Annotated in this window: 11 protein-coding genes and 1 pseudogene; 6 read left to right on the forward strand and 6 right to left on the reverse strand. The window is 67.7% G+C overall.

Annotated elements, in window-relative coordinates; translation table 11 throughout:
- A partial coding sequence (locus tag AB0I10_RS37330) for a hypothetical protein (protein ID WP_363157200.1) occupies positions 1-1037 on the reverse strand: 1037 nt, incomplete at its 3' end.
- Between the two features lie 280 nt (positions 1038-1317).
- A complete protein-coding gene (locus AB0I10_RS37335) occupies positions 1318-1845 on the reverse strand; it encodes a DUF2238 domain-containing protein (RefSeq protein ID WP_363157209.1) in 528 nt (175 codons plus the stop codon).
- 618 nt (positions 1846-2463) lie between these two features.
- On the opposite strand from AB0I10_RS37335, the gene AB0I10_RS37340 reads away from it, so the two are divergent.
- Entirely contained in the window at positions 2464-3648 is a 1185-nt protein-coding gene (locus AB0I10_RS37340) for a cytochrome P450 (RefSeq protein WP_363157210.1), read from the forward strand.
- Between the two features lie 146 nt (positions 3649-3794).
- Here the strand turns inward: AB0I10_RS37340 and AB0I10_RS37345 are convergent, their stop codons facing one another.
- A complete protein-coding gene (locus AB0I10_RS37345; RefSeq protein WP_363157201.1) occupies positions 3795-4580 on the reverse strand; it encodes a hypothetical protein in 786 nt (261 codons plus the stop codon).
- A gap of 882 nt (positions 4581-5462) precedes the next feature.
- Here AB0I10_RS37345 and AB0I10_RS37350 point away from each other — a divergent pair.
- On the forward strand, positions 5463-6713 hold the full coding sequence (locus tag AB0I10_RS37350) for a DUF3089 domain-containing protein (protein ID WP_363157202.1): 1251 nt from the start codon (positions 5463-5465) through the stop codon (positions 6711-6713).
- 198 nt (positions 6714-6911) lie between these two features.
- Positions 6912-7115: pseudogene (locus AB0I10_RS37355) on the forward strand (IS5/IS1182 family transposase); the annotation flags it as partial.
- A gap of 480 nt (positions 7116-7595) precedes the next feature.
- Here AB0I10_RS37355 and AB0I10_RS37360 read toward each other — a convergent pair.
- The 3 genes from AB0I10_RS37360 to AB0I10_RS37370 are packed head-to-tail and all read right to left on the reverse strand — an operon-like array spanning position 7596 to position 11189.
- A complete protein-coding gene (locus tag AB0I10_RS37360; protein WP_363157203.1) occupies positions 7596-8465 on the reverse strand; it encodes a geranyl diphosphate 2-C-methyltransferase in 870 nt (289 codons plus the stop codon).
- Positions 8466-8481: 16 nt separating this feature from the next.
- The gene (locus tag AB0I10_RS37365) at positions 8482-9726 is read right to left on the reverse strand and encodes a family 2 encapsulin nanocompartment cargo protein terpene cyclase (protein WP_363157204.1); all 1245 of its coding nucleotides are present in this window, start codon (positions 9724-9726) and stop codon (positions 8482-8484) included.
- A gap of 35 nt (positions 9727-9761) precedes the next feature.
- Entirely contained in the window at positions 9762-11189 is a 1428-nt protein-coding gene (locus AB0I10_RS37370) for a family 2B encapsulin nanocompartment shell protein (RefSeq protein WP_363157205.1), read from the reverse strand.
- 613 nt (positions 11190-11802) lie between these two features.
- Here AB0I10_RS37370 and AB0I10_RS37375 point away from each other — a divergent pair.
- From AB0I10_RS37375 to AB0I10_RS37385, 3 genes are all read left to right on the forward strand, one after another.
- Positions 11803-11973, forward strand: a complete 171-nt coding sequence (locus AB0I10_RS37375; RefSeq protein WP_363157206.1) for a hypothetical protein — start codon at positions 11803-11805, stop codon at positions 11971-11973.
- A gap of 227 nt (positions 11974-12200) precedes the next feature.
- Complete coding sequence (glpK, locus tag AB0I10_RS37380) at positions 12201-13724, forward strand: glycerol kinase GlpK (RefSeq protein WP_363157207.1); 1524 nt, start codon at positions 12201-12203, stop codon at positions 13722-13724.
- Positions 13725-13731: 7 nt separating this feature from the next.
- Positions 13732-14132 (forward strand): FAD-dependent oxidoreductase (locus tag AB0I10_RS37385; protein ID WP_363157208.1); only part of this gene is annotated, 401 nt, incomplete at its 3' end.

Raw genomic sequence — 14132 nt, forward strand, 5'->3', positions numbered from 1 at the left:
ATGTAGATGCCGCCGTTCCACTGCTCGAAGTGGTTGCCGACGAAGAAGGGGGCCCGGTTCGTCTCGTACGCCCGCTGGAAACCGGCGATGTAGGCATCGGTTGCCTGCTTGCGCCAGGCCGGGTAGTTGGCCGGCGGGCCCTTGGTGGTGCCCTGCCCCTGGTTGGCCAGGATGTTGTAGTCCATCGAGAGGACCTGGAAGGCGTGGCCGGGGAACGGCATCAGCTGGAGCGGGAAGTTCCACAGGCCCTGCTTCTTGTCGGGCCAGACCTGGTTGCCGCCGGGGGAGCTGGCGTCGTAGCGCCAGCCGAGCTTGCGCGCCGTGGGCAGCAGGTTGTCCTGGCCGAGCAGTTGAGGGGTGCGGCCGCCGATGAGTTCCTTGGAATAGTCGAAGGGCAGCGGTTCGAGGTCGGTGAAGCCGGTGTTCGTACGCCACTTGGTGACGAAGTCCATGGCCTGGTCGATCTCGGACTGCCACTGAGCGGGCGTCCAGTGCATCACCGAGCCCGGGCCCTTGCCGCCGAAGTGGCCGTTGAAGTGGGTGCCTATCTCATGGCCCTCCAGCCAGGCGGCACGCACGTTCTTCAGCGTCTCCTTGATGTGGTCATCGCTGAGGTAGCCGATGTCGGAGGCGCCGACGAGGTTGTTCGGCGGCCGGTACAGGCGCTTCTTCGACTCGGGCAGCAGATACAGCCCGGAAAGGAAGAAGGTCATGGCTGCACCGTGGTCCTTGGCCAGCTTGCGGAACCGCGGGAAGAGACCGTTGCCCACCTCGCCCGCCCCGTCCCAGGAGAAGACCACGAACTGCGGCGGCTTCTGGCCCGGCTCCAGCTTCTCCGGCTTGGACGGCTGGTTCGGCTGCTTGCCGGTGTAGGCGGTCGAGCCGTCACCTATCGGCTTCGCCTTCACCATCCCACCGGGGTTCGTCCCGACCTTGCCCGATCCCGACGCCCCGGACAACGAGCAGCCGGCGACGGACAGCGCCGCTGCCGCTCCTGCCCCGAGTCCGAGCATCCCCCGCCGACTGATTTCACGCATAACGGTCCCCGTCGCATTCGTTCAACTGGAAGTCTTCGTATCCGGACGCCCAGTGAGAGAGGGTCCGTCCGTTGCTCTTCCAGCATGATCACGCGCGCTGCCGCTCAGCTAACGAGGCGCTAACGCACCGCTAACGAGGCGGTCGAGACCTACCTCTGCGTCTACGGCGCCGATGCGGTCCCCGATGCCCGTACGCTCAACGCCTTCTCCTAGGCCGCCACCGCTACCGGGCCCGCACCGGCCGTCCGCCGGCCCTGATCCAGCAACAGCGGCGCCCCTGTCAGCCGGCCAGCCGCTCCAGCTGCCGGTCGTGCCACCTGCTGAGCAGCAACAGCGCGGCCGTGGCACCGATCAGCGCGCAGAACATGTCCCACTGGGTGTCCCACACATCGCCCTGCGTGGCCAGGAAATCGTCCGCCGCATGCCCGCCGACGACCGCCGACGCCCACTCGAACATTTCGAAGACCGCGCTGAAGGCCAGGCACCCGCAGACCGTGAGCGGTGCCAGCCAGCGGCTGCCGCGCAGCGGCGAGGTCCGGCTCAGCAGCTCCCGCACCAGAACGGCCGGCACGAAGCCCTGGACCAGGTGTCCGAACCGGTCGTACGGGTTCCGTGCCAGCCCGAGTCCGTCCCGCACCCACTCGCCCAGCGGCACCCGGGCGTAGGTGTAGTGCCCGCCCAGCGCCAGCACCAGCGCGTGTGCCGCAAGCAGACAGCACAGCAGGCCCGTCAGCGGGAACCGCCGCCAGGCCAGGACGGCCAGCGGCAGCCCGACCAGCACCCACACCACTTCCAGTAGCCAGGTCATCCGGTCGTACGGTGCCCACGCGGAGACGACGACCCCCGCGACCACCACGGCAGTGCAGACGCGGGGGAGCACCGAGGGCGGGGCGATCCTATTCGCCGAACGGCCACGGGCAGCTGCGATCAGGGGCACCGGGGCCTCCTTACTTCTCGGGCACCTCATCGTGGCGGCCCCGGACCCTGGCGGCCTGAGTACGGCTACTCAGACGCCTCCAGGTAACCGCCTCTGGACACGGCATACGGCGTTCAGCCCTGCAGGATGGGGACCTCTGCCGAAAGGAAGACCCGACCGAGCCGGCAGCTCGCTTGTCCCCCTGAGCCCGTCCCCCGGAGCCCGGGGCTTGCGGCGGAGCCGCCCGCCGCTTCGCCCGTTCAGCCCGTCAGCGCCGCCAGCCGCTGTTCCGGTGTGACGGTCCCGGGGCGGGCCCCGCCGCCATGCAGCATTCGCTGGATGACGGTTCCGGTGACGCCGGGCGAGAGGACCGTGCCGGTATCAGGGTCGACTTCGTGTGCATGAGCGTTCCGGCTCCATGGGCATGGGGTGAGGAGCTACCACTACGCCGACTTCTTCCCAGCGCTCCTGACCATGAAGCTCCTCACCCCGTCCTCCGGGAGGCTCTACGTGACCGAAGCTCTTCCCTTTCCGCAGGATCGCGCCTGTCCTTACCGCCTGTCCACCGGCTATCGGCCACTGAGTGAGCAGCGGCCGTTGTCCCGTGTGGAGCTCTACGACGGGCGCATGGTCTGGCTGGTTACCGGGCACGCCGAGGCGCGCGAACTGCTCACCGATCCACGGCTCTCCGCCGACCGGCAGAACCCGGCCTTCCCCGCGCCCGGCCCGCGCTTCGAGGCGCTCCGGCACATCCGCACCCCGCTGCTGGGAGTCGACGGCCCCGAGCACGTTAGCCAACGCCGCATGCTGGTACCGAGCTTCAGCGCCAAGCGCATCGACGCCCTGCGACCACAGATCCAACTGTTCGTCGACGACTTGCTGGACGGCATACAAGAGGCGGGCCCGCCCGCCGATCTGGTGTCCGCCTTCGCGGCGCCCTTACCGTCCAAAGTGGCCTGCTCGCTGCTCGGCGTCCCGTACTCCGACCGCGGCTTCTTCGAGTCAAGGCTGCGGGCCCTGTTCACCGCGGGCCCGGAACAGGCGCTCACGGCGCGCTCCCAACTAATGGAATATTTCAGTGATCTGATTGCCCACAAGGAATTCCGCCGGGGCAAGGGCCTCTTGGACGACCTTGTCGAGGACCGGCTCGCCGCGGGCTCGCTGAACCGCTTCGAACTGGCACGGATCGCCATGATCCTGCTGACCGCCGGCCATGAGACCACGTCCAACATGATCTCGCTGGGCACCTTCGCCCTCCTGGAGCACCCGGACCAGCTCGCCGTGCTGCGGGACGACGGGTCGGTGCTGCCCGCCGCGATCGAGGAGCTGCTCCGGCTCCTGACCGTCTTCGACATCATCATGCGAGTGGCGACGAGCGACATCGAGGTCGGCGGTCAGACGATCCGTGAGGGCGAGGGCGTCATCGTGTCCCTCTCGCTCGCCAACCGCGACACCGCGGCGTATCCGGCACCGGACACCCTGGACTGGAACCAGTCCACCCGCCACCACCTCGCCTTCGGCTTCGGCCCCCACCAGTGCCTGGGCCAGAACCTCGCCCGCGCGGAAATGGAGATCGCCTTCCGGACGCTCTTCACCCGCTTCCCCGGTCTCCGGCTCGCGGTCCCCGCGGCGGAGGTGGCCTTCCAACCGGGCACCGTACTCCAGCGCATGAGCGAGCTGCCTGTCGCTTGGTGACCCCTCCACGCGAGGGAGCGCCACAGCGTTCAACCGCAAGCCGCTCCGCCGGTACGTCCAAGGCCGTGGCGGTGGTGTCGGCGGCAACGCGGACGACTCGGGCCTGCTGCCGGGACGTGGGCTGGCCCTCCGGCACCGGAGGGCAGTCATCTCCTGGCGGCCAGGAGCACCAAGGCGCCGCATGTCAGGGCGTATCCGGCGACCCCTGCCCAAGCGCCTCGGGCGCTGATTCGCTCCGCCTGGGCGACGGCCCCTCCCCCCGCCGTCCAGCGCCAGGAGAGCACGGTGCCGGCCACCGCCAGGAGGAGGAAGGAGAGGGTGGTCAAGTGGAGCCAGTCGATAAGGGTCAACCCGATAGTGCTGGTGATCAGCGTGTTCACCTGCTGCATGTTGAGCACCACGACGAACAGCCCTCCGCCGAGAACCCCGAGCCGACTGTGCAGCCCCTCCAGACGCTCGGCGGTCGCCAACTCCTCGTGACGGGAGGAGACGAGGAAGGTGGACGCGGCGATGAGCAGGGCGAGATAGAGCGGGGTGGTGAGTTTCCAGAAGGCGGTGGGGTCGGAGCGGTCGAGGTCGATCTGGATGCGTACCCGGTTGTAGGTGCTTCCGTGTTTGAGGGTTCGGTCGCCGTAGGTGGTGGTGTAGTGCTTGTCGGCGGTGACCAGGCGGAAGCCGGTGAGGCGCCAGCCCCGGGGGCGGATCTCCGGGTTGACCTGGGAGTCCTTGTTGTTGACGGTGAAGCGGAAGTGGCTCGCGTCCTGGATTGGGGTGAGGAGCACCTCGATGCGGTGATGGTCGAAGGGGAAATCTCGTACGTCCCAGTCGTGCCGGAAACTGCTCTGGACTCGCACCTGATCCAGCACTTGGTCGCCCTGGTGGATCACGTTGGGATCGGACGTGTCGGGGTCGTCGGCGTTGGAGAATGACACGTGAGGCAGGGGGTCGATACCCCGGTTTGGACACACCGTCCATAGCCAGAGCCGTGCGGAGAATCTGCCCTTCGCGGGGTCGATGTCGTACAGATCGCTGAGATAGGTGCCGAGTTCGCATCGCGGAACGCTTGTCCGCGTGAGAGGACTGGCGGCCGCGGCGGGTACGGCCAGTAGCCATAGCGCGAACGCGGCGAGGAATGCGGGCAGCATGGCCCGGGTGGGGATCGATGCGAGGGAAAGCCGACGCTTGAGACGGTCCGCAACCATATGGCACCACCATCGCCCACCGCGGCCAAACGGGCGGTGGGGCCGCCGGCCGAATCACCGGCATGGGCGATACGTCGCGGCGCAGTTCGAGGGGCCGACGCGACAAGACTGGCGGCGAGGTGGAGGCCGTCCCCCGGCAGAGACACCTGGATCGATGCCGATCGCAGCGGGCGATCGACGCCTCCTGCTCCAGCTTCCAGCAATACGTCACCTGGCGCCAATGATCCGCTTACGTGAAGGGGCGACCCCAAGCCTCTGATCGCGCAGGCCGCGCCGAAGCCGAACGAGATGGCCTCGGAGGAGAACGGCAGCGCCGGCTACAGGGCCGTCGAGCCCAACGGCGTACCCTTCGCCACCCATCCGGGAAACTCGCAGGTCAAGGGCTACTCCGTTGCTTTCTCCCCAAGTGCCACTGGCATCCCATGACGACGGAGGGGCACCACCCCATCGACGTGCTACCGACAGCCTGTCGAGGCACTATCGCGGTGCTGAGGCGCACTCACCTCATGGGCTTACAAGATGACCTTGAGCGTTACCCGGGGACGGTGGCCGCGTTGAGGTAGCCAGAGCGATACATGTCGCATCATCCTTTTGTCGCCTCAAAGGAGCACTATGCCCTTGTTTTCCCGGCTGACCCCTGCCGTGCTGTCCTTGGCGCTTCTCTCAGGTACGGCTGTAGCGTCGGCCAACGCCACAGCTGTAGCGGGCAACCACCCCGTGGACAGAACCGCCTGGCTGTGCAAGCCCGGCATGGTGGACAACCCCTGCAACCAGGACCTCACCGGAAACCCCCAACGCCTGGACTCCGGCGGCTCGTTCACGATGCGCTATCCGTCGGGCCAGACGGTGACGCTGGACGCCGAGCGGTCTCCGTCGGGCCGTAAGGAAGCCTTCGCCGGGCCCAAGAGGCCGCCGGTGGACTGCTTCTACGCCTACCCGACGGTGGACATGGTGGGCGCGAACGCGTCCCGCGCCGCCGAGGAACAGCTGATGGCCGTGATGCTCGCCCAGGCGGCACGCTTCTCCGGGACGTGCCGGATGTTCGTCCCGATCTACCGGCAGGCGGCATTCACCGAGATCCTCTCCCGCGACAAGTCCGCCGCCCTCACCCGCGGACAGGAGGACATCAACAGCGCCTGGCGCGACTACTGGAACAACGACAGCATCGACCCCGTCACCCACCGGCACCGCGCAGTGGTGATCCTCGGCCACTCGCAGGGCGCCACCGCCCTCACAGCGATGATGCGCCGCGAGATCGACCCGAAGCCGGCCGTGCGCCGCCACCTCGTCTCAGCGATCCTGCTGGGCGGCGACGTCACGACGGCATCGTTCCGCCATCTCCCCGCATGCACGCGGACATCCCGCCGTGAACCCGTGCCGACCGGCTGCGTCGTGGCCTACTCCAGCTACGCCCAACGCCCCGGCCCCAAGGACATGTTCGGCCACACCAGCTCGCCCAAGAACCACGTCCTCTGCGTCAACCCCGCCACACTGCTCAACGGCACGCCCCACACCCGACGGCAGCCGCTCGACGCCTACATGCCCACCCAGCGCACCCTCAACGGCCACCTCCTGAGCCCCAAGGGCAGCATGGGCACCGTACTGACCGGATTCAAGGTCCCCGACTCCGCCGCCGGATACGTCCACCACCCCAGCGCCCTGAAGGGCGAGTGCCAGTTCCGCAAGAGCGCCCACGGCACCACCAGCTGGCTCCAGATCTCCGGCGACACCTCGGCATTCACCGAGCCGAACGCCAAGAGCCCGCTCAGCGGACTGCATGTGATCGACTTCAACGTCGCGCAGGGCAACCTCACGCGGCTGGTCCACGCCCAGTCCACAGCATGGCTGGCACGCCACCACTAGGCACTGTGCGACGGGTCGTGTGAGCAGGCCGGCATTCACATCGATCCAGCCGGTACGGGGCCGCGTGCCCTGTCCGACCAGGCGTGAGTTCGGTTGGAGCCACATCTGCCGAAGGACGCGGGCGGGACCAGGCGGGTGCGGGAAGAGCCATCGCAAGTGATCAACAGCGTGCTCTTCCGGCAGAGACCGGTGTCCCGTGGCGTGCTCCGCAAGATCCATCTAGTCGGGGTGGGCGGCCGAGGTCCGCTCGCGTTCGTCATCACACCGGGCCAGTGGGGCGATGCTCCGCGACTGATCCCGGCCCTCGAACCTATCCGTGCCCCGCGCCCGGCCGCCGGTCATCCGGGCACGCACCCCAGCCACCTGGGTGGCGACAAGGCGTTCTCACCCCGCCACAACCGCTGGTGTCCGCCGCGTCGGCTGATCTGGCCCGCACACCGTAGTGCTCGGCGTGCGGGTCAGTTGAGGGGACGTGAACTGCCGGGCGCCCGGCTCACACCCGGCACTGGTCAGCGGAGGAGCCCCGCTTTTTTGAGGAAGAGGATCGCCGTACTCATGTCGTCACCTGCCATGCTTCTCGGCCGTGAGAAGGCGGGCTGCTGTGATCAGCGAGTAGCTGCGGGATCGAGTCAGGCATGCTCCTGATGGTGTACCCGGTCCTCGCCAAGGTCCGTTACGTCGTCTGTGCTGTCCGGGGAGGAGTCCGAACCGCCGGACTCCATGTTGGATAGGTTGCGTTTTCTCTTGCGGAGCAGGTCCGGCACCCACTCCGTCAGTTCGGAATCCATCAGCGGGCACCCCCTTCTGTCTGGACCCTTTAATGGAGTGTTGCGGGGCGCATGCCGGTGTATCCGAGGTCCGCCCCGCAAGCGATCGACGGGATCAGATCCGGTCGGCAGCGATCAGCAGGTACTGGAAACTGCCGTTCTTGTACGCGGTCAGGAACGTGTCCTCGATGCCAGTGACCAGGGAGGACTTGGCGCGCAGCTCCCAGTACGGGATGGTCGCCGCGGTGAGGTCCACCACGCTGATCGGCACGAGCCGGTTGTTCGCCATTTCCCTGAAATAGGCGGAGCGGGGGTGAATATCGCAGATGTAGTGGGCGTTGATCGTCGAGACCTCGCGGGAAGGCAGCCCGTACGTGTCGTTGTAGCAGCCGGTGATGGTGACGTATCGGCCGCGGGGTGCGAGGAGGCGGGCGTATTCGGCGAACAGTGTCGACAGGTCGACGTACATCGTGGACTCGTTGTTCCAGATGGCGCGGAACGAGCCGGTTGCGAAGCCGGTGTCGAGCATGTTCTTGAGGTGGAAGCGCACCTTGTCGTCCACGCCGTGCTTCTTGGCCTGCGCGGTGGCGAAGGCCACCTGGGTCTCGGAGATGGAGATCCCGTCGACGTGGCAGTTGAACCGCTTGTTGGCGACCAGGCTGCCGCCGCCTCGGCCGCAGCCGGAGTCCAGGAGGCGGTCGTTGGGGGCGACGGTGCCGAGGTGGTCGGCGAGGAAGTCGGCCTGGGCGCACTCCAGGCGGTGCAGTTCGGCGATGATGCGCTCGTCGCGGGTGTCCTGGGGGCCCTGAAGGACCGACCAGTCGACGTCGCCGATGCCGTAGTGGTGATGGTAGAAGCCGTCGACCTCGCCCAGCCGGAGGTTGACGGGGTTCTTCTCACGGTTCCAGTAGTCGGCCACCGACTCCTGGTAGGGGCTGATGGCCTGGGCGGCTGCCACGCTGGCGCGGTGCGCTGTGGTGGTCATGCGGTTGCCTTCTCTCTCACCAGTAGTTGGGCAGGAAGTAGCGGTAGGTGTTGGTGTGGTGCCATTCGTGGTTGCCGGCGACCCAGGCGGCGAGGCTGGTGGTGTATCGGGCCAGGACCGGGTCTTCGGCGGCCAGGACGGCGGATTCGTCCTCGAAGGCGTGCATGATCTCGTTGTGGATGTCGACGGCCTTCAGGTAGGCGTTCTTGAGGCCGCGGCGCTCCTCGGCGGCGATCACCACCGGGAGGTTCAGGTGGTGCTCGTCGACGGCCATCTCTTTGGTGAAGGAGTACAGGTCGTTGACGAGCGTGGTGGCGTTGCAGGCCAGCGCCGTGACGCGCTGGACTTCAGGGCGGGAGTAGAGAAGCTCGGGCAGCTCGTAGCCGTCCACGGCGTCCACGATGGACAGACAGGGCCGGAAGTTGTTGAACTGACGCATCACCAGGTACTGCCACACCGGTGGGGTGGTGCGGGTCTGCGCCCAGGCGCCTTCGGCGAGGTACCCCAGGTGCAGGCGCGCCATGTCGTGGATGAACCGGGTGACCTGGCTGGGCGTGGCGATGTCCCGGAAGGCCCGGATCGCATCGGCGTAGGAGCGCAGCGAAGCGTCAGCGCCCAGCCCCTCGTGCCACTGCTGCTGGTAACCGTCCGCGGTGTGCAGGGGGTCCAAGGCGCTCTGCGCGATGATGAGCCGGCCGCCCAGGCCGACGGGGGACCCGCCGTAGTCCTCGCAGTAGCAGTCGTCGACGACGTTCTCCGCGACCAGCAGTTTGCCCGCGACGACGAGGCGCTCCAGGTCGGCCGCCCCTGGATGTTGCAGGACGACCGCGCGGCCGACCTGGAATCCGGCGAAGTCCCCTGCCCATTCAGGGGGAAACAGGGTGAGCTCACGGGCCCAGGCTTCGAGTCGCCGGTCCACCTCGGCGATCTTGGCAGGGTCGGCCGGCACAGCGGGCGGGCAGTACAGGCCCGGAATCGGGTCACCGGCGCGGGGCGGGGCCGCGGGTGTGGGAGCGGACCGGCCGTGGTCTGCGGGCGGCGGAAGGAGGGCCCTTGCCGCTGACGTGCCCAGACCGGTCGGGCCGCCGGGAAGCCACGCCACCAGCTCCGCCGGCCGTGTGGGCTGCTCGGCCGCCGGTTCCGGCGGCGACGCGAACAGGTCCTGCTTCCCGGGACGTGCCGGATCGGACAGCAAGGCGCCCACCAGGCCCGCCACCTCATGGGCGGCCGGGGCGGCGAACACCTGGGACAGCAACGACATCGCCTCAGCCCTCCTTCACTCGCCGGACCGGGTGCTCAGTCACGCGGGCGTACCTCGACGTTCTCCAGCAGGCCGATCGCGTCCGGGACGAGTACGGCAGCGGAGTAGTAGGTGCTGACGAGGTAGGAGATGATGGCCTTCTCGTCGATTCCCATGAAGCGCGCGTTGAGTCCGGGCTCGACCTCGTCCGGCAGCCCGGTCTGGTGCAGGCCGATGACGCCCTGGTTGTCCTCGCCGGTGCGCATGGCGATGATCGACGAGGTCTGGTGTTCCGAGATCGGGATCTTGCCGCACGGCAGGATCGGCACGCCCCGCCAGGCGGGAATGTGGTGACCGTCGACATCGACACTGCCGAAGTAGATACCCCGCTTGTTGCACTCCTTGCCGAAAGCGGCGATGGCGCGCGGGTGGGCGAAGAGGTACTTGGTCCCACGGCGCATGCTGATCAGGTCGTCGAGGTCGTCCGGGGTGGGCGGGCCGGAGTGAGCCGGGATGCGCTGGTCGAAGTCGGTGTTGTGGAGCAGCCCGAAGTCCGGGTTGGTGACCAGTTCCTTCTCCTGACGCTCACGCAGCGCCTCGATCGTCAGCCGCAACTGCTGCTGCGTCTGGTTCATCGGCTGGTTGTAGAGGTCGGCGACCCGGCTGTGCACCTTCAGCACGGTCTGCGCCACGCTCAACTCGTACTCGCGTGGGTTGAGTTCGTAGTCCACGAACGTGGTCGGCAGGGTCGGTTCGCCCTCGTGGCTGGAGAGGAACTCGATCTCGGCCTCACCGGCCTTGTTCGTCGGCCTATGCCCATTGGAGCTGAGCTGCTGGACGTGCGACCGCAGCGCCTCGCACTGGCCGGCGACCGCCTTGTACGCGCTGTGCGGCAGCGCCAGGACCGTCGTCGAGGTCACCGCACGGGCCGTGAAATCCCACTTGCCGTCCGCCCCCGCGAGCACCTTGCCGCCGAAGCTGTCGCCGTCCGACAGCCGACCCACGATGGCCTCGCCCTCGTACTTCGCGGGCTTGACCTGTTCCACCTTGCCGTGCGCGACGAGGAAGACGTAATCGGCCTTCCGGCCCTCCTGCACGATGACCTGACCGGGGTCGTATTCCTTCTGGACGAACTTGTCCGCCAGCGCACCCAACGCGGTGTGGTCGTCAAACCCGCGCAGCAACGGAAGTTCGGCAAGCTCCGCGGGGACGACACGAACCTTGGACCCGTTCTTGTCGAACGTCACCTTTCCGTCCCCGACCGTGAACGACAGACGTCGGTTCACCCGGTAGGAACCGCCCGGGACGTTGACCCACGGCAGCTTCCGCAGCAGCCACCGCGAGCTGATCCCCTGCATCTGGGGTTCGGACTTGGTGGTGGTCGCAAGGTTCCGCGCCGCCCCGGTGCTGAGGCTGAGCTGCTCCTGTTCCTGCGCTTTTCCCTGCGACGTTGCGGCCTTTGACGGGCGCGTCTCGACAGCCATCGACTACCTCTCTCAATGCATGAGACGATCCGCCCGGCTGCAACAAGGCAGAATTCAGCCAAGAGACCAGGCGCGATCACTTTCCGTGCACATTGGTAACGCATAGTGATGCACGGGTGTGGCAGGCGCGCCTGCCGCGCGAATATGCACTGCACGCGGCGGACATACTCTGTCCGCCCAGTCGGGCGCCACAACCAGAACTCGCGCGATATCAGCGACGGGCAGTGCGCGGCAGTGTTGCCGCCACCTGGGACGGAACGAGGAGCGTGGAGGACGCTTCCAGGGCTTTGGGATTCTCGCGGGCGAAGGGCTACGACCTGGTTCGGCGCGGGGAGTTCATGCAGGCGCTCGGCCGGGTTTCCCAGTCGAGCGTTTTGCACCCATCGTCGACTCCTGTTCGCGGCTCGCAGACTGAGAGGCACAGGGAAGCTGTGTGGGGGCAGGACAGCGGCGGGCGGTGACGCGTACGGCGCTTCGGAACGTGCGAACCGTGGCCCGAGGAGACAGCTGAGTCGCCCCCTGAGTGCCTGTCAGGTTACGCGCACTACCCCTTCCTGGCTTCAAAGTGGCCTTACTAGCCAGCAAGGGGCCGTGACAGCAGGGAAGTTCAGCGATGACCGATACCTCCGTCGACGAGGCACGCATCCCCGGACACCGCCTCCTCAGCGGCATGGACCCCGCTCCGGGGCTGCGCCAGCCCGCCAACAAGCGCCGCTATCTCTCACCGGCTCTCCCGCCTGCGGGATGCCTGGATCACGCCCTTCCGGATCTTTTGAAACATTGAAGTTACCGGCCGGCAACCTCTTGACGTCATTACCGTGACCAACAAGACTGCCGCCCATCGGTCGACATTGTCGAACAGCGGACGGGAATCGGAGCAGCGTCGCTCCGAACAAGGCCATGGCTGGTGCGGTCGACGAGCTGAATCCGCGCTGCCCTGTTCCAGCTGGCTTCCCTGTAGATCAAGCCCCGCCGCGCCCGCACCGTATTGAGCCGCTCCAGGAGCACACCGTGACCGACGCGCACACCGCCGGCCCGTTCATCGCCGCGATCGACCAGGGCACCACCTCCAGCCGCTGCATCGTCTTCGACCGGGACGGCCGGATCGTCTCCGTCGACCAGAAGGAGCACGAGCAGATCTTCCCCAAACCGGGCTGGGTCGAGCACAACGCCAGCGAGATCTGGACCAACGTCCAGCAGGTCGTGGCCGGCGCCCTCAACAAGGCCGGGATCACCCGCGACAGCCTCAGAGCGATCGGCATCACCAACCAGCGCGAGACCACCGTCCTCTGGGACAAGGACACCGGTGAGCCTGTCCACAACGCCATCGTCTGGCAGGACACCCGCACCGACACGCTCTGCAAGGAGCTCGGCCGCAACGTCGACCAGGACCGCTTCCGCCGCGAGACCGGGCTCCCCCTGGCCTCGTACTTCGCCGGCCCCAAGATCCGCTGGCTCCTGGACAACGTCGACGGCCTGCGCGAGCGCGCAGAACGCGGCGAGATCCTCTTCGGCACCATGGACTCCTGGGTCATCTGGAACCTCACCGGCGGCCCGTCCGGCGGCGTCCACGTCACCGACGTCACCAACGCTTCCCGCACCATGCTGATGAACCTTGACACCATGGAGTGGGACGAGCGCATTCTCGCCTCCATGGAGATCCCGGCCGCCGTCCTCCCGCGGATCCGCTCCTCCGCCGAGGTGTACGGCATCGCCGGCGGGGTCCTGTACGGCGTGCCGGTCGCCTCGGCGCTCGGCGACCAGCAAGCGGCGCTGTTCGGCCAGACCTGCTTCTCCGAGGGCGAGGCCAAGTCCACGTACGGCACCGGCACCTTCCTGGTGATGAACACCGGCCACCAGCCCGTCAACTCCCACAGCGGGCTACTGACCACGGTCGGCTATCGGATCGGCCGACAGGCGCCGGTCTACGCGCTGGAGGGCTCCATCGCGGTCACCGGCTCGCTCGTCCAGTGGATGCGCGACCAGATGGGGCTGATCAGCACCGCCGCGGAGATCGAGACGCTGGCCAGCACGGTCGACGACAACGGCGGCGCGTACTTCGTGCCGGCCTTCTCCGGCCTGTTCGCCCCGTACTGGCGCTCGGACGCGCGCGGCGTCATTGCGGGCCTGACCCGCTATGTCACCAAGGCGCACATCGCGCGCGCCGTCCTTGAGGCCACCGCCTGGCAGACCCGCGAGATCGCCGACGCGATGCACAAGGACTCCGGCGTCGCCCTGACCGCGCTGAAGGTCGACGGCGGAATGACCTCCAACAACCTGCTGATGCAGACCATCTCCGACTTCCTGGACGCGCCCGTGGTACGCCCGATGATCTCCGAGACCACCTGCCTCGGCGCCGCGTACGCGGCCGGACTGGCCGTCGGCTTCTGGCCGGACACCGACGCGCTGCGCGCCAACTGGCACCGCGCCGCCGAATGGACCCCCCGGATGGAAGCGGCCACCCGTGACCGCGAATACAAGCACTGGAACAAGGCAGTCGAGCGGTCCATCGGCTGGATCGAAGAGGAGCACTGAGGACGGTATGAGCAGCCTGCGAAGCGACCAGCCCCTGGGCGCGCGCCCCGCCCCCTGCCGCGCCGAGACCCGCGAGCGACTGGCCAAGACGACGTATGGCCTCCTGGTGATCGGCGGCGGCATCCTGGGCACCTCGGTGGCCTGGCACGCCGCGCAGTCCGGGCTGCGGGTGGCGATGGTGGACGCCGGCGACTTCGCCGGTGCCACCTCCTCCGCCTCCTCCAAGCTCGCCCACGGAGGTCTGCGCTACCTGCAGACCGGCGCGGTCAAGCTGGTCGCGGAGAACCACCACGAGCGGCGGGTGCTGGCCAAGGACGTGGCTCCCCACCTGGTCAATCCGCTCACCTTCTACCTGCCGGTCTACAAGGGCGGCCCGCACGGCGCCGCCAAGCTCGGCGCGGGCGTCTT

This window comes from Streptomyces sp. NPDC050636 (assembly GCF_040654775.1).
Taxonomy (GTDB): domain Bacteria; phylum Actinomycetota; class Actinomycetes; order Streptomycetales; family Streptomycetaceae; genus Streptomyces.